This window comes from Thermosporothrix hazakensis, from assembly GCF_003253565.1.
GTDB lineage: Bacteria > Chloroflexota > Ktedonobacteria > Ktedonobacterales > Ktedonobacteraceae > Thermosporothrix > Thermosporothrix hazakensis.
Map to the genome: position 1 here is coordinate 117,734 of NZ_QKUF01000012.1, position 19,452 is coordinate 137,185.

Annotated in this window: 19 protein-coding genes; 2 read left to right on the forward strand and 17 right to left on the reverse strand. The window is 54.8% G+C overall.

Annotated elements, in window-relative coordinates:
• Positions 1-38: 38 nt before the first annotated feature.
• Both EI42_RS17510 and EI42_RS17515 read right to left on the reverse strand, forming a co-directional pair.
• A complete protein-coding gene (locus tag EI42_RS17510) occupies positions 39-1,529 on the reverse strand; it encodes an ABC transporter substrate-binding protein (protein ID WP_111323920.1) in 1,491 nt (496 codons plus the stop codon).
• Positions 1,530-1,681: 152 nt separating this feature from the next.
• Positions 1,682-2,746, reverse strand: a complete 1,065-nt coding sequence (locus tag EI42_RS17515) for a LacI family DNA-binding transcriptional regulator (RefSeq protein ID WP_170142714.1) — start codon at positions 2,744-2,746, stop codon at positions 1,682-1,684.
• Between the two features lie 232 nt (positions 2,747-2,978).
• Between EI42_RS17515 and EI42_RS17520 the strand changes: the two genes are divergently transcribed.
• Entirely contained in the window at positions 2,979-3,785 is an 807-nt protein-coding gene (locus EI42_RS17520; RefSeq protein WP_111323922.1) for an alkaline phosphatase family protein, read from the forward strand.
• A gap of 75 nt (positions 3,786-3,860) precedes the next feature.
• On the opposite strand, the gene EI42_RS17525 is transcribed toward EI42_RS17520, so the two are convergent.
• The 3 genes from EI42_RS17525 to EI42_RS17535 all read right to left on the reverse strand — a co-directional run bounded on the left by EI42_RS17525 (position 3,861) and on the right by EI42_RS17535 (position 7,732).
• Positions 3,861-5,582, reverse strand: coding sequence for a S53 family peptidase (locus EI42_RS17525; RefSeq protein ID WP_111323923.1), 1,722 nt, complete (start codon positions 5,580-5,582; stop codon positions 3,861-3,863).
• A gap of 357 nt (positions 5,583-5,939) precedes the next feature.
• Positions 5,940-6,944: a phosphotransferase enzyme family protein gene (locus EI42_RS17530; protein ID WP_111323924.1), complete on the reverse strand. Its 1,005-nt coding sequence runs from the start codon at positions 6,942-6,944 to the stop codon at positions 5,940-5,942.
• A 17-nt stretch (positions 6,945-6,961) separates the two neighbouring features.
• Positions 6,962-7,732: an SDR family NAD(P)-dependent oxidoreductase gene (locus tag EI42_RS17535; protein ID WP_111323925.1), complete on the reverse strand. Its 771-nt coding sequence runs from the start codon at positions 7,730-7,732 to the stop codon at positions 6,962-6,964.
• A gap of 118 nt (positions 7,733-7,850) precedes the next feature.
• Here EI42_RS17535 and EI42_RS17540 point away from each other — a divergent pair, with 118 nt between their 5' ends.
• Entirely contained in the window at positions 7,851-8,573 is a 723-nt protein-coding gene (locus tag EI42_RS17540; RefSeq protein ID WP_137686021.1) for an AlkZ-related protein, read from the forward strand.
• Here the strand turns inward: EI42_RS17540 and EI42_RS17545 are convergent.
• The 12 genes from EI42_RS17545 to EI42_RS17600 all read right to left on the reverse strand — a co-directional run bounded on the left by EI42_RS17545 (position 8,570) and on the right by EI42_RS17600 (position 19,240).
• Positions 8,570-9,037 carry an NUDIX hydrolase gene (locus EI42_RS17545; protein ID WP_111323927.1) on the reverse strand — a complete coding sequence of 156 codons (468 nt, stop codon included), beginning with the start codon at positions 9,035-9,037 and terminating at the stop codon, positions 8,570-8,572. The two genes, EI42_RS17540 and EI42_RS17545, sit on opposite strands and share 4 nt — an antisense overlap.
• Before the next feature lie 112 nt (positions 9,038-9,149).
• On the reverse strand, positions 9,150-10,898 hold the full coding sequence (locus EI42_RS17550) for an ABC transporter ATP-binding protein (protein ID WP_111323928.1): 1,749 nt from the start codon (positions 10,896-10,898) through the stop codon (positions 9,150-9,152).
• Between the two features lie 19 nt (positions 10,899-10,917).
• Positions 10,918-11,994 carry an energy-coupling factor transporter transmembrane component T family protein gene (locus EI42_RS17555; protein WP_170142715.1) on the reverse strand — a complete coding sequence of 359 codons (1,077 nt, stop codon included), beginning with the start codon at positions 11,992-11,994 and terminating at the stop codon, positions 10,918-10,920.
• A 134-nt stretch (positions 11,995-12,128) separates the two neighbouring features.
• Positions 12,129-12,746, reverse strand: coding sequence for a GTP cyclohydrolase I (gene folE / locus EI42_RS17560; protein WP_111323930.1), 618 nt, complete (start codon positions 12,744-12,746; stop codon positions 12,129-12,131).
• Positions 12,747-12,773: 27 nt separating this feature from the next.
• The gene (queE, locus tag EI42_RS17565) at positions 12,774-13,526 is read right to left on the reverse strand and encodes a 7-carboxy-7-deazaguanine synthase QueE (RefSeq protein WP_111323931.1); all 753 of its coding nucleotides are present in this window, start codon (positions 13,524-13,526) and stop codon (positions 12,774-12,776) included.
• Positions 13,527-13,528: 2 nt separating this feature from the next.
• Positions 13,529-13,984 (reverse strand): 6-pyruvoyl trahydropterin synthase family protein, encoded by a 456-nt coding sequence (locus EI42_RS17570; RefSeq protein WP_111323932.1) that lies wholly within the window; start codon positions 13,982-13,984, stop codon positions 13,529-13,531.
• A gap of 15 nt (positions 13,985-13,999) precedes the next feature.
• A complete protein-coding gene (gene queC, locus EI42_RS17575) occupies positions 14,000-14,746 on the reverse strand; it encodes a 7-cyano-7-deazaguanine synthase QueC (RefSeq protein ID WP_211326231.1) in 747 nt (248 codons plus the stop codon).
• Positions 14,747-14,794: 48 nt separating this feature from the next.
• On the reverse strand, positions 14,795-15,244 hold the full coding sequence (gene queF / locus EI42_RS17580; RefSeq protein ID WP_111323933.1) for a preQ(1) synthase: 450 nt from the start codon (positions 15,242-15,244) through the stop codon (positions 14,795-14,797).
• 179 nt (positions 15,245-15,423) lie between these two features.
• Positions 15,424-15,813, reverse strand: coding sequence for a hypothetical protein (locus EI42_RS17585; RefSeq protein ID WP_111323934.1), 390 nt, complete (start codon positions 15,811-15,813; stop codon positions 15,424-15,426).
• 114 nt (positions 15,814-15,927) lie between these two features.
• Positions 15,928-16,563 (reverse strand): trimeric intracellular cation channel family protein, encoded by a 636-nt coding sequence (locus EI42_RS17590; protein WP_211326232.1) that lies wholly within the window; start codon positions 16,561-16,563, stop codon positions 15,928-15,930.
• Between the two features lie 224 nt (positions 16,564-16,787).
• Entirely contained in the window at positions 16,788-17,738 is a 951-nt protein-coding gene (locus EI42_RS17595; RefSeq protein ID WP_170142716.1) for a glycerophosphodiester phosphodiesterase family protein, read from the reverse strand.
• Between the two features lie 122 nt (positions 17,739-17,860).
• Positions 17,861-19,240, reverse strand: coding sequence for an ATP-binding protein (locus EI42_RS17600; protein ID WP_170142717.1), 1,380 nt, complete (start codon positions 19,238-19,240; stop codon positions 17,861-17,863).
• Between the last annotated feature and the right edge of the window lie 212 nt (positions 19,241-19,452).

A 19,452-nucleotide genomic window follows, 5' to 3' on the forward strand; every position in this document is an offset into this window, starting at 1 on the left:
GGCAGGCGTACCGAACAGCATATCTCACAAACGCGCTACTACTTCATGTAGTATGGTTTTGTGATATCCCAATCTGAGAAGACATAGTCCTTTTCGCTGACCTTGAGGCCCTGATCCTGAGCGCGTTTGATTGCCTTCGCGAACTCCTGATTCATCTTGTCCTCAAGCTCCGAGAGGGCGGTTTTGACATTACCAAGCTGACCGGTATAGAGGCCGGTACAGGTCTCACCAAAGTTCGGCTTCACCGGGTCCATCGTTACTGATGAACAGGCCGGATTGCGGACAGACGGGTTCGGACCAGGGATGGTGAGTTTGGTGAGTTCAATGAACTGGCCAAAGCGTGGATCTTTGACGTTCTCTTTCTTGTTGTTCTCGGGGTAAATCGAGACACCCTCGCGCATCTCAACCCAGCGCTGACCGGCCTCGGGGCTGTAGATCCACTCAAACCAGGCCCAGGCTTCGTCGGGATGCTTGGTCTTGTTCGAGATACTGATCTGGATGCTGTCATCAATATTGCCAGGAGTATGATAGAAATAGCCCTTCGGCGTCTCAGTCGGCGAGATAAGCGTTGTCAGGGAGTAGTCGGTGAACTTCTGCTTGTCCCAACCGCCCTGGTTCCAGACGCCGCCGACAATCATACCGAACTTGCCCTGCGTGAAATGCACACGGGAGATCTCGTCGGAGATACTCAGAGAGCTCGGGTAGATATAGCCGCGCTTCTTCCACTCAAGGAAGAGGCTCAGGAAGTCCTCATAGTTGCGGTCGGAGCTATAGACGTACTTGCCGGTGCGGTAATCCAGGCCGTTGCTTGCACCCGGGGAGCCCGCGCCATACAGGAAGACATCGGCCCACCAGGGAATGAAGTCAAAGCCGTTGTTCCCGAAGCCAAGACCGTAGACCTTACCACCGCTCTTCTTGACAATCGCCTCTGCAGCATGCGTCACATCGTCCCAGGTTTTGGGCAGCTTCACCGAACCATCGGGGTTGGTCAGGCCAGCATCTTTGAAAATGCTGTTATGCACATAGAGCTGAACCCAGGGCGCCGGTCCCATCAGAGGAGCAGAATACAATTTGCCCTGCTGGATGTTGCCACCCTCGCGGAAATAGCCCTCGGGGAAGCGCTTGCGCCATTTGTCATCGGCCCACTTGTCGAGAGGAAGCAGCCAGCCCTTCTTAACCATGTCGGGGTATTTCGTGGTACCGGTTTTCAAACCGAAGACATCGGGGAGGTTTCCATTCTTCGCGGCAAGATTCAGGAGGTTCTCATATTGAGCTGTTGCCTGAGTCGTTTTCTTGATCTTGATTTTTGGGTGGGCCTTTTCAAAGAGCTTGATTTCGTTGTCAACCCAGGGAGCCTGAGTAACCCACCAGTCCCAGAAAGTAACCGTCACTTGATCAGAAGCACCTGCGCCACCGCCACCACACGCCGCCAGTAATCCACCGAGGCTTGCAGCGCCCACTGTCGCGCCAGCAGCCTGCATAAAATTACGTCGGTTGAAACGTTTGTTTTCAAATTGAAACTGGCTCATCAGGTGAAACTCCTTCGTATCTACACGTCGATGTGTAGCAGTTAAAGAATAAATAATAGATAGCGCTATTGAACAGGTCTCCGGGACAGTAGACCGGTCAACAGCTCAAGAATCTGTACTCACCGCAACAGGAAAAACAGGATAGTCTCCTTCTACGACTGCCGACGCGCCCCACACGATTCGCGTACAACCAGTTGTGTCGGTAACAGCACCTGCCAGGCAGTGATATCCTGAACAGGCAGCCCTCGTTCTCCTCCCTGCTTCAGTGCACGATATTTCTCCTCGATCAGGGCCAGTAGAAGCTCGGTCCCTCGGGCTCCCATCCGGGCAAATGGCTGATTGATGGTTGTCAATGCTACTGGCGCTTCATTCTGAGGTGAAACATCATCAAAGCCAACAACCGCAATATCATCTGGAACCCGCCAGCCAAGCCGTAGCGCCTCCTCGATAAAACCATAGGCCATCGAGTCCTTGTTTACGAAAACGGCGCTTGGTCGCTCTTTCAGGGCAAAGAGCTTGCGAGCACATTCGGCCCCTCCGGCCTCATTAAAAGCACCGGAGACAACCAGCTCGGGATCTGGGGTCAGCCCCACCTCTGCAAGCGCCTGGCAGTAGCCGTTGTATCGGTCCTCAATACAACCGAACGGCATTGCGCCCAGAACACAGGCAATACGCCGATGCCCTAGCTCCAGCAGATGACGGGTTGCGGTACGGGCAGCAGCTACATTGTCGATGCCCACCCAGGGGATGTTGACCCGCATTGCAGTTGTGTTTATCAAAACGACCGGGAACCCTTGCTCGTACAGCTCAAACATCTTTTGTGGCATTTGGGTGTGTAAAAGCGTCAGCAGGCCATCGGCGAGATGCGTTGCAAGTACGCGCTCCAACACCTGCCGTGGGTCTTTTTCCTTGTCGGAACCTCCGTAGAGAATGATTTCATAGGGCGACTCTTCCACCACATCTGCAATACCACGAATGACTTCGAGACTGATCGGCCAGGCCAACGACGGCAGCGTAATACCTATCAGGCGATTGCGCCCCCCTGCAAGCCCGGTCGCAGCAATGCTAGGTACATATCCATGTTCCTCCATCACCTGTTGTACCCGCGCTCGGGTTGCCGGGTCAACCTTCTCACTCTGATTCAGGACACGCGAGACGGTCGATTTAGAAACCCCTGCCAGACGAGCAATATCGCGGATCGTCAGTTTCGCTTTCATGCGCATGCGTCCTTTTTTATCTTCCCCTCTATCCAGGATTCCACCCCTGACACCTGAAAAAAATACTAAGAACAGAGTACTATGGTACCGGTCCCACTCAAAATGATATAATGAAACCGGTCCCATGTCAAGTGATTCCATCACGAAATTTAAGAATGCGATGAGAAACCGTCAAATTCGTTCGTGCTCAACGTGAGAGCGCCAGCAACACCAATGAAAGGGAGAAAAGCACATGGCAGCGAAATGCAAACACGTCTTTCTTCTCGGTCTGGACGGAGCCGGGAACTTCATTCAGCAGGCAAACACCCCCAGAATGAAAAGCCTGATTGAGGAGAGCGCGGTCAGCTATCACGCCTATATCAGCCCCGCCATCAGTGCCCAGGGGTGGGGCTCAATCCTGCACGGTGTCGGCTATGACAAGCATCAGGTCAACAACGAGAATATTAACGACAAACCATATCCGGAAGACTCGCCCTATCCCTCTATCTTCAAAGTGATTCGCGCAGCGCAGCCGAACACAAAGCTGGCATCTCTGGTTAACTGGACTCCTATCAACTCCGGGCTCATCGAACAATCGCTCGATGTCTATTTCGCACAGTATAGCATGGAGGAGCTCTACCTGAAAGTTGCCGCATACATCAAGGAGCATGGCAAAGCGACAACGTTCACCTTTGTCCAGATGGATGACATTGACGTCTCAGGCCACTCCTATGGCTGGCAGAGCGAGCACTTCTACAACACATTTGAGGATATCGATCGACGTGTAGGCGTGATACTCGATGCAATGAAGGAAGCAGGCATCTGGGACGAGAGCCTGATTATTCTGGCCTCTGACCACGGCGGACATGGGACCGATCATGGCCGCGATATTCCGAGCGACACCAATGCCTTCCTTGTCTTCCACGGCCCCGGTATCCGCACGGGTGAGATCACCGAGCCAATGCACCTGCGTGATACCTCTCCTATCATCGCTCAGGCACTTGGTCTGGAAGCGCCCACTGAGTGGGATGGCAAGGTACCTGCCAACCTGTTCGCGTAATTTTTCTGTAATGAAAAAAAGAAACGGTGTAGCCCGCTCTGAGCTACACCGTCCTTTGTGGTAGTACCAATCGTACTACGATTTTGCCTGCTTCTCAAGCGCCGTGTAGAGCTTTTCCAGATCAGGCGTTCCCATGCCGGTTCCATAGTCCCAACCCTGGGCCGCCTCATAATACTGGTTGTTGCCTTCTACGACATCATGATAGGCGTTGTCATCTGCAACCGCATAAAAGGTTCGCGGTCCGAAGAAGAAGTAGCCAGTATTCGCGACCAACGCCTGATTGACAGTCGCGAAGGCGGCAGCCCAGATCGGCGCGGCAGCGCTGGTACCGCCAATGCCCCCCCACTGACCTTCGTAGTAGACGGCCAGCATATCGGCAACCGCAGCAATATCAGGAAGCTGACGGCCACCATTGGAATACTTGTTCTGCACGCCGTCGCCCTTCTGCCAGCTCGGCTGCTCGAAGACCGTGCTCACACCGCCACCGGAACCCCAATCGTTCTTACACTCCGCCTTATCGGGGGATGGATTGCCCCAGACAATCTCATTCATACGCTGCCCCTTGCCATCGACGGTAAGCTGTGTGCCACCAACACCAAGCGCATACGGAGTCGAGGCCGGGAAGTCCACTTCCAGATTGCCATAGACGCCACCATCGAACGCGCCACAGTCACCACTCGCGACAAAGACCGACATATGGTGCGTGGTGCTCAACAGCTTGATTTGCTGCGCAATCGCTCTTGCCTGACTGCGAGAAGCATTGGTTTCGGCAAGACCCCAACTCAACGAGAGCATCTGCGGTTGCTTGTTCGTTTTGGCTGCATCCTCGATAATCTGCTGAAACACGTTTTCCATTGCATAGCCGCTATTCTCGGTCTGATAGACGACTATATCAGCCTCGGGAGCCAGACCGGCAACCATCTCAATATCAAGCGTCGCTTCCAGACCGACCTCGGTTGGCGGCTGGCCTACATCGATTGTGGAGAACTTCCCTTTGTAGCCCACGCAGTCCAGGTAGTTCTGCACGCCCGCCTTATCATACAGCTCAAACTCAGGCAGGTAGATGATCGTTCCCTTGCCCGTCCACCTGGGATCAAAGCCATAAGCCGCTTTCACCTGCTCGGGAACCAGCAGCTTAGACGATGGCACATTACAATCAGCCACTTTGGTGCTCTTTGGCGTCAGCGGCTGGAAGGTCGCTGATTGCTTGGGAGCTTTACTGTAAGATTCCAGACCGGTGATGGCAACGATCTTATCGGAAACAAACTTCGGCACCATCGGATCTTTTTCGGGAGCGAAGAACTTGCGCCCCTTCAGCTCTTTATAGACAAACTTTGTTTGCAGCAGGCTCGCTACTGCGGCGGCCTTCGCCTGCATTTTCAGGTTCGTATGCAGCTTACCCAGTTCAAGCTTTGCATCATCGACACCAAAGAACTGCTTGAGCTGCTCATACTCCTGATCGGTAATCCCGATCTCGTTCGCTTTCTTCGAGAGGTCAATTTCCTCCCCATCCTTCGCTTTATCTCCGCCAAGCTGTTCCAGCACTTTATCATCTGTCTTAAAGGTAATATTCAGATTCAGCATTGTATCGCCGGGGAGATCACCCACTTTCGGCGCGTTCTTGGCCTCAGGGGGGAGACCAACATCATAGGGCACCCGCTGATACGCAGGGTTCGGGGTCGGGTTCGGGTTCTGCGCTTGTGTTCCGCCATCACCGCATGCGGCAAGCGGTAAGGCAGCAAACACCGCCAAAAGCGTGTACAACGTCCAGCGGTACCATCGTCCTTTCAACGACATTCCTGGAATATCCTCCTTGATTCTAGACGACACATCGACATATCCTCAAAACATTCGGGAAGTCTTCTTTTTCGCCATCTCAGGCAACCAACTGGAATATGTCGTCTCTCAGCAGCCAGTATACAGCTACAGCTTCTTCTCCATTTGTCTTTTGCTTTATAGATCTACATGTACCAAACTATGCAAAAAATCTTCCCGATCATATGCCCTAATGGTTGACGAAGGTGACAGGTATCTGCTCTCACCAAAAAGTAATATAGACGGTTATCGTTATGAGGCGCTGTTAACTAACTAACAGCTCAACTATGAAGTATCCGACAGCGGATAAAAAAGAGGGCCCCGGCAAGCGCCAGGGCTTCAGACGACCGATCCTGTGGCAAATTGTTCCTGCGCGATCCGCGCGATCTCAGCACTGGCCTCAAACCGCGCCAGCAACTTTTGCAGGGTAATATTCTCGCGCCAGTTCCCGAACAGCGTTAAGCGGAGTTCGGGCTGTACAGCCTGTTGAGCGATATCAAGGCGGATGGCATCGGGCAGGGCATGCAGCTCACTATCCAGCAGCCGTCGCTCCTGACAGTAGCCACGCACAATGGCCGTGATTTTGCCGGGATCGGGCTGCATCACCGGAAGCTGTGGCTTGCCGAAATGGGCCGCAAGCAGCAGATAGCCGACATCCAGCACCGCAGGAGCCAGCCCCGCACCCTTCCAATCGATCAGGACGGGCTCGCCCTGCCCCTGTAACAGCGCGGTATGCGGCCAGCACTCGCCATGAATCAGCGTCACGGGGAGTTCTGGCGAGGCATGCTGAATACGGCGTACCGAGGCCAGCAGTTCGCCATAGAACGGGCGAATCTCTTGCGGCATGCTCGCAAGCTCCTGTTCCACCTGATTGAGAATACGTTGTGGGAACTGGGTCGAGCGTAGCCGCGAATCGGGCAGAAGCGCCCCATCTGACTCAGTTTCGACGCGCTGTGAGAGCGTGTGAAGCCGGGCAAGCAGGGTACCAAGCCGCAACAACGTCTGTTCTGAGAAGTCGGCCATGCTTCCCTTAATCCAGGTCAACAGCAGGCCGTGCCAGCCGCCATGAGAGGAAACCGGCTCATTGGCCCTCGTCAGCAGCACATGAGGCGCTGGAAACGCCCGTCTATCAAGGTATTCCAGCACCGCCGCCTCGGCCTGAAGCTCCTTACGCACGTTCCCCTTGAGAGCTCGCAACATATAGCTCTCGCCCTCTTTCGAGACAACCCTGTAGATACAGCGCTGTTCAGACACATAGTCCGCAAGCGGCTCCAGGTGCCCGAGCGCGATATCATAGTGTTCCAGGAGGTGCAACGCCAGGTTACGTAGAATGTGTGCTTGCATACGTCCTCCTCGGGCTGCTAGAGTCCCTTCGTGTAGCGCGTCAGGCCACCATCAATAAAGAACGTCGATCCGGTGACATAAGCGGAAGCATCCGAGGCCAGATACAGCGCCAGCTTCGCAACCTCATCCGGCTCTCCCATACGCTTGAGTGGAATTTCTGAGATCAACTGATTGTACAGATTGGGATCATTCATTGTCTTCTCATTGATTGGCGTCCGAATGGCTCCCGGCGCGATATTATTGATGGTGATGTTATAGGGAGCAAGTTCAAGACAGGCATTACGCATCATCATCCGCAGGCCACCTTTCGCACAGCAATAGGCCATATTTCCCGGCATTGGAATATCTTCATGCACAGATGAGATATTGATGATGCGGCCCGCGACCTTGCGCTTGACCATCTCCTGCGCCGCCGTCTGCGCACAAAAAAACGGCCCCTTGAGGTTGACACTCAGCACCCGCTCAAACTGCTCTTCCGTCACGTCCAGAATCGTACCGTGTTCTTCCATTCCGGCATTGTTCACCAGAATGTCCAGTGTGCCATAATGCTCGACCGTTTGCTTCACCAGTTGGACCGCCTGCTGTGGGTCGCTAAGATCAGCCTGCAACAGCAGACAATGCCCGTTGTTACTTTCGATCTCCTGCTTGACCTGCTCAGCGGCCTCCCGGTTGTGCCCGTAATGCACCACCACAGACGCGCCCTCGTGGGCAAACTCCTGTACGATTGCTTTCCCGATACCGCTACTTGATCCTGTCACCAGCGCTACTTTCTGATCTAATAAACCCACGACGATTCCCTTTCTCATAAACAACAGTATTCGCTCGTTTACCTTTCTCACGATTATCACAGTCGGGAAGATACGCCGAAACGTCCTGTGTTCTTGACTGGAACAAATGTTTTCTGGTATGCTGAAGCGTAAAGAGAACGAGAAACAGGGGGTCAAGATAGCAGACTGGCACACACTTTTTCCTCGACCGATCACCTCACCTGATGACGCGGTTGCACTGGTGAATACACTTGGTTTCTGTACCTGGGGGCCGATTTCCCGGCTGGACTTCCCTAACCTGGCCGATCATATGGGAGAAACAGCGTGGAGCGTGCTTGATCGCACCTGGACATGGAAAGATGACCTCCACTTTGAACAGCGGCTCTACTATGCAAAGCTCATCGCGGGACAACCAAGCTTCCTTTCACCGGACTTTCTTCCCGACTTTATCGCGGCCCTCGGAGAAGGCGAGCGCGACCCGTTTCGGCTCTATCTGGATGGGCGGCTCTCGCGGCAGGCGCGCGACATCTATGAATATCTGAGCGAGAATCCTGTTCAGCCCACACGCGACTTGCGGCGCGGACTTCGACTCAATGAGAAGAGCATGAAGACAGTCACCGAGCGGGCTTTGCTGGAGCTACAGCGGCGCTTCCTGATCTGCAAGGTTGATCTGACCGGTCGCACCCGTGGCACCTATTCGTACATCTGGGATCTGGCAGAACGATACTGGCCCTCCGCCTTTGAACAGGCAAAACAGATCGAGCCCGAGGCCGCCCGGGAGCGCATCCGCGAACGCCTCTCTGTCTGTGGCATTCAACCGGATGACGCTCTCGAACAGCGGCTTTTCCTCTGGCGCTCCTAGTCACGCACGATCAGGTGGACCGGCGCTTCAGGCAGTTCCAGCAGTGTCTTGCGCAGAAAATCGGGCTTGAGATTGAGCGCGGGGACCTGATCCAGAGGGAACCAGCGATAGATCAGATGCACGTCTTTCTCATACCCGAGAAACGCTTCCTGCTGATAGACAGAGGACGAGGAGGGAAACGAGATCAAGAAATACAGCCCGAGCTCTTGAAACGTGCGCTCCCCATCCTGAAAGAAGTTCTCGGCGATCCAGAGCAGCCGTTCAATAGACGCCTGCTCGTTGAGTTCTTCGCGCATCTCACGGATGAGGCTCTCGTGCGAGGTCTCGTCAAATTCGGCGCGGCCTCCAGGCAGAAACCAGAAATCGGCATCCTCAAAGCGGTTCAGCAACACGCGCCCGTTGTGCAGGGCAACGCCTCCCACACGGCAATGAAAGCGGGTCTTGCCGTGGTCAAAAGAAATCATGGTCAAGGTCTTACTCCTTTTTGTGTAGAAACGAAGGGGGAGGCTTATTCTATCTCAACAGCATCTGGCTGTCAACAGGAGGCAGAAAAAAGCGCCCGATGGGCGAGCGCTTTCAGGCGGGACTGCTGATCTTAAGGGCCTCGACCCACTGGCGCACCGTAATCAGTGGCGGCAGGTCGGGCAGTGTCTGGCGGAACCGGTTCGCCAGCGCAGCCGCTTGCGGCGGCTGTAAGCCCGTGCGCTGTAAGAGTTCGGGCGTGCTGAACAACGTTGTGGGCGTGCCGGTGAAGACCAGCGAGCCATCACGAAACGCCACCACCCGCTGACAGTATTCCGCAACGAGTGTCATATCATGCGTAATCAGCAGAATCGTCTTGCCCTGCTGCTGAAGCTCGCACAGCAGTTGCATGATTCCATTGATCGAGCGGAAATCCTGCCCGGTCGTTGGCTCATCGACAATCAGAATATCCGGACCCATCGCAAGCACCGCTGCCACTGCCAGCCGTTGCCGCTGGCCCTTGCTCAAAAACAGCGGATCTTCATCCGCATACTGAGTCAAGTTCACGGCTTCAAGGGTGGCCTCAACGCGTCGGCGGCGCTCTGCCAGCGGCACGCCCAGATTCTTCAGGCCATAGGCTACCTCATCGCGTACCTTGCGGCAGAACAATTGATGATCCGGGTTCTGGAAGACATAGCCTACAGAAAGCGGGATCCGTTTACGTACACGTTTACGTGTCAGATCCTGCCCGAGCACCCGCACCGTTCCCCCGCTATGTCGATAGATCCCGGCAAGGATCTTCGCGAAGGTTGTCTTCCCGCTGCCGTTCGGCCCCAGAAGCGCCAGCATCTCCCCTCGATACAACGACACCGAAACGTCTTTCAGCGCAAGCGTGCCCTCCTCATAGCGATAGCTCACATGTGACGCCTCAATTACCGGCTCCCGGACCGGTACTTCGCTCACTGGAGGCGGAACGTTCGGTGCGAGCTGCGGCGGCATGAAACACTGTTCCGCCTCGGCCAGCGTCAGCGGCGGGCGCTCCTGATACATACGATCTGTCTGCCAGGAGATACGCACCAGTTCGCCCGTGGACGCGCCACTCTCCTGCAAAAGCTCACGCTGTGCATAGAACCTGGCGGGAGGCGCAACCAGCTCAAGATGTCCCTCATGCAGCAGCGCAATTCGATCACAGAACGCGGAGAGGATGTCGGGATCCTGCTCAACCAGCACCACCGTCATCTGATAATCGCGTCGCAGCCGAGCGATAGTCTCCACCACCTCCCGCTTGCCTACCGGGTCGAGGTCGCTCGTCGGCTCGTCAAGGATCAAGAGCCGGGGCCGCAGCGCCAGAAAGGCCGCGATTGCCACCCGTTGCTTCTGGCCGCCTGAGAGGTCCGCCGGATGAATATAAGCCGCACCGGGCCACAGATGCGCCAGCCCGACACTTGCCAGCGCCTCGCGAGCCCGCTGCACGATTTCGGTCTGCGGAAGATTGCGAATCTGCAAGCCAAAGCCCAGTTCATGCAACAGATCCATCCGCAGGAACTGGTTCTCGGGGTCCTGTAAGACCATGCCTATCTGTTGCTGTCCGGCGCTCTTCTCGGTGATCGGCTCTCCAAGCACCTCGACCGTACCACGAAAATATGAAGGTAGTTGCTCGGTGGACAGACGGGCCGAATAGGGAAGAATGCCCATCAACGTACGGCAGAGCGTGGTTTTGCCCGCGCCACTGGGCCCGGTAATACCAAAACACTCCCCCTCATTGATGGTCAGCGAGATATCGCGTAGCGTCCAGGGATTCGGCTTCTCGTTAAAGGTCGGATAGCGCCACCAGAGGCCCGCGACCGAAACAGCGACAGACATCTTCTTCCTTCCCTTTCCTTTACAAGAGCTGTAGCAGCCATGTCGTCAGATGCAAGCGGGGTCCAAAAGTCAAAAAGAGCAGGATCGCACAGACAAGCAGAGCGGCCCAATCAAGTGGGCGCAGAGGCTGTACCTCATAAAATGGCTCGTAGCGCTGGGTAATGCCATAGCCTCTCGCCTGCAAAGCATCGCCGATCTCGCTAGAACGCCGAATCATCACGGCAACCATCGGCACGGCAGTACTTGCCAGATTGCGAAGCAGACGAATAAAGCTACTCGGTCGGGCATGAATCGCCCGGGCTACCTGTGCCTGCCTGATGGTCTGATAGTCGGTCAATGCGAGGTCAAGCGCGCGAAAGACAGTGCTCACAAAGAAGACGACTGGCTGTGGAACGCGCAGTTGCCGAAGCAGGCCGATCAGCTCGGCATCACGGCTGGATGTCACCAGCGCGATAGTTGCCAGCATCATGCCCGAATAGCCAATCACCTTGACGAAGGCAAAAAGCAGGCCCTGATCGCTGATATAGAGCGCCAGCGGATGGAAAAACGGGATACTCACCAATGGCCATGAAGGCAGCGACCAGAGATTCGTAACAAGCAGCGTGATCGCTGTCGCAAGCGCAATCCCCAGCAACAGGCCGCGCCGCCAGAGAAAATAGCCGCCCGCGATCGCCAGCCAGATGACCTGCCAGACCGCGAAGCCAAGCACGATATGACCGGAATAGACAGGCACATTGACCAGCGTCAGTCTGCCAGGCACCGGGTTAAAGAGCGTCCACGAGAGAAAAATACTGAGGAGCGCAGGCAGAATGAGGAGAATATAGAACCGCGCCGTCCGCCAGGGCATCCCCGCGCCAAGAAATATCACCAGTGAGAACGCCCAGAAGAGACAGGCCGCCACCGGATCGAAGGGCGCAACATTGATCGCACGCAACTGGGCCAGCGAGAGACAGAGAATCAGCAGGATACGCGTCAATAGATGGAGCTCCGAGAACGGGGCCCCGATCCGCCGTGTGAACAGGAACGAGCGCACATAGCGTCGCCCCGCCGGGACCTGCAAAAAAAGCGCGTCTTGATCGACCTGACTACTCTTCAACGGAATATCCTCCTCTCCCTGAAACCTGTTACAGGACATACTTCTTTTTCATACCACTCAGTGCTTCTAGCTATTCAATATAGAGCATGAAATGGGCAATCTTCAACGAAGAAAGCCCGGGAGGGAAAAACGGCCTAAGAGCCAATCAGGCGTAGAAATTCAAGACGCGTTTCACTTTCCGCCCGAAACACACCCCTCATCACAGAAGATGTCATAATGCCGGGAGTTCTGATGCCCCGCGAGACCATGCAGAGATGCTCACCTTTCAGCACAACAGCAACATCCGGCGTACCGGTAATACGGCTCACCTCATCAGCTATCTGCTCACCGAGCCGCTCCTGAAGCTGCAATTGATGCGCAAATTGATGCGCGATCCGGGCAAACTTCGAGAGACCAAGCACCTGATCGCCAGCGATATAGCCAATTGCTACATCGCACCAGAACGGCATCAGATGGTGTTCACACATGGAATAGACGCGCAGTCCAGAAACACAGACCATCTGATCTGTAGACACGGACGAGAAGCAGGTGTCGGTCACCCCCGGCTCGTATTCGATGAATTCACGCCAGCTATCGGCCCAGCGACGCGGCGTGTCGCGTAAGCCCTCGCGGTCCGGGTCTTCACCAAGCGCCTGCAACAGCTCGCGACCCAGGCGCAACAATGCTCCATAATCAACGCGTTTTGATTCATGCAGCACAGGCCGCTGCTTCTGTTGCCCGTTTTCGCGGGCTTCGTCCGTGTAGAGCGCCATCTTTACACCTCTTTTCGTGAGAACAGTCTAGACGCCGCGCTTATTCCCCCAGAGCAGCACATGCAACTGAGGCAGTACGGTAACGGTATACCATCGGTCCTCGGTTACACGCTGAATCAGCCAGTCGAGCCGTTCAAGCAGCCCCGCCGTGTCAATCGTATTAGAGACATGGGGCGGCGTATGGTTCCCGACCTGCAAATACAGCGGAACCTCGGGGTAACGCGCCGCAAGCTCCTTCGCGTAGGCATAATCGACTTCATCAAAGATGACTATCTTCAAACAGATGGCCGGTTGCTTCTCGCCCTGACGCGCATACTGCAAACAACGGTCCAGACGCTCCCAGTTCGTCGGCCAGGGATTTCCCATCCCCGGTGCTTTGGGAGAGAGCGTCAGATAGTCGAGTTTCGCGAACCAGGGCTGCGCAATACTCCCCTGCGTCTCAATCGTAAAAGTGTAACCAGCCTCGTGGCCGAGATCAATCAGCGCTTCCAGCGGCTGCATGGCAGGATTGCCGCCCGAGAGCGTCACCAGGATTGGCGTCTGCTTGGAGAGGCGTTGAATCTCGGCAAAGATCTCGGTGGCGCTCATTGGCTTCCAATCGCCCTTGTACTCGGGCAGCACCGCATAGAGCGTATCGCAGCGCTGGCACCGATAGTCACAGCCACCGGTACGCACAAACACAGTTGGCTTGCCGATCAGTGCGCCCTCTCCCTGAATCGTCGGACCGAAGATCTCGGAGACGGCTATTGTCTTTTCCGCCCGCTTAACAGCAACGCTCATACTCACTCCAATCCTCGCTCAGCCCTGGTGATCTCGGCATAGCCTTTTGCGGTCTCCCAGAGCCGCACACGGTACAGTAGATCTTCGGAGACGCCGCCTGCAACCAGGGCATCCCAGATCCAGTGAACCAGATTTTCCGCGGTGGTGCGAATCCCGGTCAGCGCGTTCAGGTCGTTGTGATCCATCCCGCCACGCTCAACGGGCTGTGCAGCCGGACCACGCGGCACCGAGTCCCCCAATTCCTCTATAATCGTCCGATTGACAATCGACTTCAGATCATCAAAATCCATGACCATGCCATCAGAGGACTGGCCGGGCGCCTCCTGAATAGGGCCACGCAATGAGATTTCCAGGCGATACGAGTGACCGTGAGGACGGCGGCACTTTCCCTTATGGCCGGGTAAATGATGCATCGCCTCAAATGTAAATTCTCGTGTCACTATCGCGTATCTTGGCATAATGCTCCTCTAGGATTATCTTTCGTAAACCGATGGGTCCGGCTCACGCTCGTACACGGTTGGATCAGGCACGCCTGCCAGCAAGAAGGCTTCGCGACGCTCAACGCAGGTGCCACAGAGACCACAGTGCTGCTCTCCACCCTCGTAGCAGCTCCATGTCTGCTCAAAGGGTACACCCAGGCTTGCCCCCAGACGCGCAATCTGGGCTTTCGTAAAGCGCATAAACGGCACCTCAACCGTCACCGTGTTATCATCCATTGAGCGAGCAAGCATGGTGTTAAAGGCCTCAACAAAGGCCGGGCGACAATCAGGATACTGTGAATGATCCCCCGCATGAGCCGCGTAGGCGATCACGCTGGCTCCCTCGTTCCACGCCACTGTAGCCGCCTGAAGCAACATGTTCGGGTTACGATAGGGAACGACGGTGATCTTCATGTTGTCGTCGCTATAATGGCCGTGTGGCATCTCCACATCAGCATTGAGCAGCGCAGAGGTCGAGTTTGGCGAGAGGCGAGCAATCGGAAGCTCAATCGTCTCGTGCAGGATCTCAAGCGCCTGCGGGCCGCTGCTGTAGCGCTGGCGCAGGTGCTCAATATAGCGCTTCGCGTAATCCAGCTCTTTCAGATGCCGTTGTCCATAATCGAACGACAGAAGATGCAGGTTGAAGCCAGCAGCCGCGTAATAATAGGAAAGCACACAGCTATCCATGCCGCCACTGACAATCAGCACTGCTCGACGCGTATTTTTCATAGCATCAGACATGAACTTCTCCACTTCTTCAAAATACCGCTTCACGGATATATACTACAGTTACACCTGCTGCATGTAGCGCCGATATTCGGGACGAGGACCGGTATACCCTTCCTTCGCATGCTCTGCAAATACGATGGTTTTGATATTGCCACGCACGGTAAAATCGCCCACGACTCGCATCCAGCGCGGCGAGAGCAGTGCAACGAGATCGTTGAGCACCGTGTTCACCGAGCTTTCATGGCTGATCTGGCGGTCGCGATATCCATTGATATACAGCTTTAAACTCTTCAATTCAACAACAGAGGCATCAGGCACATAATCGATAACAAAGGTCGCGAAATCAGGGAAACCTGAACGGGGACAGAGACAGGTGAACTCCGGGATCTCGAAGTGCACGACATAATCGCTCTCGGGATGCGGGTTCGGCCACGGCTCAAGCTTGTTGGTCTTGATCTCATCTATGCCGTATCGTCCCGGCACACGCTGCTTCTCTTGCTCCTCTGACATAGCTATCTCCTTTTTTGATTCTCATCCTCTATCTAAACAATACCATCTTCAGCCATTGTTCAGAGGTCTATTTTACTTGAGGACGTGGCATGCGTAAAGGCCATTTCAGAGATAGGACATGGCTATTTCAGACGGACGTCCAAAAAAGCAGCGATGCGGTTAAACGCAGCAGCCGTTTTTCACTTTCGCTCCTGCGAGAGATAGAGCCGGAACGAGTAGGCAAACAGCGAGACGCCAAGAATCAGGCCGAGAATCAGGGCGATCGCTGAACTCGGCTGATTGCCGTTATAGGCACGATAGAGGAAGACGGCCATCAGTAGCAGCGACGCAAGCGTGTTAATCACGGGCGGCTGCCTGTACCAGAGGAACTTTTTCTGCTGCTGCACGGCTTGCTGATGCGCGGTGACGGCTGCATTTGCATATTGAATTGTTTGAAAACCCCAGATCAAGGCAATCGCCATATCCAGTGTCAGCAGAGAGAGACTGAGCGAACAGAAGGTGAGAATAATAGCAAAAAAGGAGACAAGTGAGATCAGCAGTGTTAACTTGTCTGGACGAGACGTTTGCATCTTTGCGGGCCTTTCTGCCACTGGTCGGGCGGTGCTCAATCACTCTTTCGTGCTTCCCTCCATCATACAACATCAATCCTCTATACTGCCTGCATGTCTTCTGCTATTCCTCTATCAGCCTCGTGGACGCCGAATCTGTGGCTCCTCAACATAATAGCGCGGCAAATGCCAATCCCAGTAAATAGCCGCGACCCGCAGCCCCATTACCGTTATCATCGTGATCGTGTTATACAGGATCTCATGCAACCCCAGATGCCGCAGTACCAGATAGACGATTGCTCCCGCACAGACAGCCGTGATATAGATATCGCGCTGCAAAATCATGGGAATTTCAGCACAGAGAATATCGCGGATCAGGCCGCCAGCCACCGAGGAAAGCGCAGTCATAATCACCAGGATTACAGGTGAGAGACCATATGAGATTGCAATAGATGCATTAATGACAGTCAGTGTCGAAAGCCCGAGCGCGTCAGCAATCACCAGCGAGGTGCGTGGAGGCCGAAAGAAGCGCGTGTAGAGCATGGTTGCAATTCCCGCCGCGACGCTTAACCAGAGATAGGTGTTATCCATAAACCAGAAAATGGGATATCGACTCAGCAACACATCCCGCACCGTGCCCCCACCCACCGCCGTTACTGCCGCGATCATCAGCACGCCGAAGAGATCAAGCCGCTTGCGCCCTGCCGTTAAAGCGCCACTGATCGCAAACACGATAGTCCCAAAAAGGTCGAGCCAGTGAAGAGAGAACATCTGATACATCCTTTTACTTGGTCGTATGCAGAAAATTGGCCAAAAAAAGAGCCGGTAGCAAACAGGCTACCGCTGTTATTATAGTGTTGTCGCAGCTCTTTTTTCAACGGGGATGTCTATGAGAAAAACCGCGCTACTGGATCCCCTCTCACACCTCAAAAAGAAGAGGAGGAGCGCCTGAACGCTCCTCCCGTTAACGCAAGAGGTACAGGAAAAGGAGTTTGCTACCGAAGATGCATCTGTTCGAGCACCTCTTTCAAGAGGTCCGGGCGGTTGGTAATCACGCCATCAGCGCCGAGCTCGATTACCCTGCGCATCGTTGCCGGATCATCAACTGTCCAGTAATGCACCTGAAGCCCGAGAGTATGCGCGCGCTCGATCAGGAGCGGGTCGATCAGATTGATGCCCTTCTCATCGGTCGGAATCTGTAACACGTTGGCCTGGGGTCTGTAGAAGAAAGGAAGCATAACCTTATTCGCGATCACAAAACGCGTAACTTCATCTTCCCCGGCGCTTAACGGCGTCTTGCCTCCCGACAGCTTCACGAAGGTATCAAGCAGGTTCTGATGGAATGAGGCCACCACCACGTGTTGCTCAAGATGATACTTCTGAATCAGCGCCCATAGTTTGGCCTCAATCTGTGATGGGCCATTCTTCGGGTAGGCATCTTTCATCTCGACATTGTAGTAGAAGCGAGCGCCATATTTCGCAAAGAGCTCCTCAAGCGTCGGGACCGTGACCCCCTTGCCGCGATAGCTATGGTTTCCCTGCAAATCAACAAACTTGTAGCCGGCATCCAGCTTTTTCAATTCAGCCAGCGTAAAAGAATCGACACGTCCGGTACCATTCGTCGTACGATCCACCGTTGCATCATGCATCAAGACGAGCTGCCCATCTTTTGTCATATGGATATCGGTCTCAAGTACATCGACATTGAGAGAAGCAGCCAGATCAAACGCCGCCATTGTATTGCTCGGAGCAAGCAGTTCACCCCCTTGATGCGCAATATTGAGCGGCTTTCTCGCTCCGGTCAAAATAGGAGCGCGATGAGGGATCAAAAGGGCGTCATAGAGTAAATAAGCACAGAGATAAAGAGCGAAGAGAACAAAGAAAATATGAGGCCATACAACACGTTTCCGTTGTGTCGCTGTCTGGCGTGACTCGTCTTGAGCCATGTTCACCCCCTGATAATCTTGTTGAGGCAGCTTTGTCTCATGCTCCCAAGTATAGCGCCTTTGCACGCCCTTTGTCATCGGTTTGGCGAGAGCAAAACAAGATATCAGGCACCCGACAGTGCTTAGCGATCTTTCAGTTCGCCTTCCAGATCATCTACAAACTGACGAGCCACGCGACCGGAACGCCCATTATGCTGACGCTCCCAACGAAGCGCTCGCTCATACAGCTCTTCTTCCGGTAGCTCAAGGCCACGCTGCTCAGCAAGGCTACGAACAATCTCAAGATAGTGGGCCTGAGCAGGAGGAGTAAAGGTCACACGCAGGCCAAAGCGGTGAACCAGTGACTGCTTTTCATCCATCGTGTCGCGCCAATTGGTATCAATGCCGGGCTTGCCGCGCTCCTGAAAGTTCTCGCGAATCAGGTTCATACGGTTAGTCGTGGCATAGATCAAAATATTTGCCGGACGCGCCTCAGCCGTGCCTTCAAGCAACATCTTGAGCACCTTGTACTCGGTCTCATGCTCTTCAAACGAGAGGTCATCAACGAAGAGGATATAGCGCGGAGCTCTCTCACGTAGTTGCCTGACCACGCGATGCAGATCGCCAAGCTGCTCGCGGCGCACCTCTACCAGCCGTAGCCCGCGATCGGCATAGTGATTGACCAGTGCCTTCACCGTCGAGGATTTCCCTGTTCCCGGAGCGCCATACAGCAGCGTGTCATGGGCAGGCAAGCCAGCAAGGAAACGCTCGGTATTGGCCTTGAGCCGGGCCTGTTGCTGATCATACCCCACGAGATTGGCAAGCTGGATCGGGTCGGGATGAGCAATTCCCTGAAGTCCCTCTTCCACCCCCTGCCAGCGCAGCACACGATATCGGGCCAGCGGTCCGGTTCCATGCAGCGACCAGTAGCGTTCCAGCGGCTCAACCAGCTCGCCCCAGTCTTTCGTTTCCGCGATGATCAGTGCCAGCTCGTGACGGGGAGAATGGGCGCCATTGCGTCCCAACGGTGCCAGATCGCGCCAGGGAAGCCAGGCATCCGAAAGGACAGGAAGTGAGACCCGCATTCTGCGCAAGACAGCGCGCAACAACGTGTCAGCATCGATCTGAAAGAGCTTTTGCAGGGCACGGAGATCCCGGCGAGCCTGCTCACGCAAGACAGGAGAGACCCCGGCAGCACCATGACACTCTACTTGCCTGCTCCACGGGTTTTCATTATCCAGCAAACGAGCGATCAAATACGCCTGCCATGCGTCAGAGAAGGTCGGCACTGCCTCATTGCTGACCGCGCGTGCCAGCATGCGGAAAGCCTCGCCATACGCCCGGGCTATCTCGGTTGCCTCGGTGCCCTGTGTTCCTAAGGCGGTGAACAGCGAAAGCACCGCCTGAGCCGTTTCATCATTCAGGGTGTCTTGAAGCAATGCCAGTCCGGACGTCGCATAGATTGCTTCACGAAACAGCTCATGCGTCTCCTGAAAAGACGAAACAGAATAGTCGTCATACATAAGGCGGATTTTCTCTTTTCTAGTGATACGTTCGATACAACAGATCGATACAAAAAAGTGTATCACCAATAGATCTCTATCCGCCAGATTGCCAGCCCGAGGCAACACCAAAGTACCGTCAGCACCGTTCTCGTCTGTTCTCAGCTCCTCTTCGAGTTCTCTCTGCATAAGAAAGAAGGAGAGGGCCCCGAAAACGGGGTACCCTCTCCCAC

Excerpts from the sequence above, each read along its gene's own strand:
- EI42_RS17600 (WP_170142717.1), bottom strand. The coding sequence starts at position 19,240 with ATGTATGACGACTATTCTGTTTCGTCTTTTCAGGAGACGCATGAGCTG.
- EI42_RS17520 (WP_111323922.1), top strand. The coding sequence starts at position 2,979 with ATGGCAGCGAAATGCAAACACGTCTTTCTTCTCGGTCTGGACGGAGCC.
- EI42_RS17595 (WP_170142716.1), bottom strand. The coding sequence starts at position 17,738 with ATGGCTCAAGACGAGTCACGCCAGACAGCGACACAACGGAAACGTGTT.
- EI42_RS17510 (WP_111323920.1), bottom strand. The coding sequence starts at position 1,529 with ATGAGCCAGTTTCAATTTGAAAACAAACGTTTCAACCGACGTAATTTT.
- EI42_RS17570 (WP_111323932.1), bottom strand. The coding sequence starts at position 13,984 with ATGCCAAGATACGCGATAGTGACACGAGAATTTACATTTGAGGCGATG.
- EI42_RS17525 (WP_111323923.1), bottom strand. The coding sequence starts at position 5,582 with ATGTCGTTGAAAGGACGATGGTACCGCTGGACGTTGTACACGCTTTTG.
- EI42_RS17550 (WP_111323928.1), bottom strand. The coding sequence starts at position 10,898 with ATGTCTGTCGCTGTTTCGGTCGCGGGCCTCTGGTGGCGCTATCCGACC.
- EI42_RS17585 (WP_111323934.1), bottom strand. The coding sequence starts at position 15,813 with ATGCAAACGTCTCGTCCAGACAAGTTAACACTGCTGATCTCACTTGTC.
- EI42_RS17545 (WP_111323927.1), bottom strand. The coding sequence starts at position 9,037 with ATGATTTCTTTTGACCACGGCAAGACCCGCTTTCATTGCCGTGTGGGA.
- EI42_RS17590 (WP_211326232.1), bottom strand. The coding sequence starts at position 16,563 with ATGTTCTCTCTTCACTGGCTCGACCTTTTTGGGACTATCGTGTTTGCG.
- EI42_RS17515 (WP_170142714.1), bottom strand. The coding sequence starts at position 2,746 with ATGAAAGCGAAACTGACGATCCGCGATATTGCTCGTCTGGCAGGGGTT.
- EI42_RS17530 (WP_111323924.1), bottom strand. The coding sequence starts at position 6,944 with ATGCAAGCACACATTCTACGTAACCTGGCGTTGCACCTCCTGGAACAC.
- folE (WP_111323930.1), bottom strand. The coding sequence starts at position 12,746 with ATGGCGCTCTACACGGACGAAGCCCGCGAAAACGGGCAACAGAAGCAG.
- EI42_RS17540 (WP_137686021.1), top strand. The coding sequence starts at position 7,851 with ATGCTGAAGCGTAAAGAGAACGAGAAACAGGGGGTCAAGATAGCAGAC.
- queE (WP_111323931.1), bottom strand. The coding sequence starts at position 13,526 with ATGAGCGTTGCTGTTAAGCGGGCGGAAAAGACAATAGCCGTCTCCGAG.
- queC (WP_211326231.1), bottom strand. The coding sequence starts at position 14,746 with ATGTCTGATGCTATGAAAAATACGCGTCGAGCAGTGCTGATTGTCAGT.
- queF (WP_111323933.1), bottom strand. The coding sequence starts at position 15,244 with ATGTCAGAGGAGCAAGAGAAGCAGCGTGTGCCGGGACGATACGGCATA.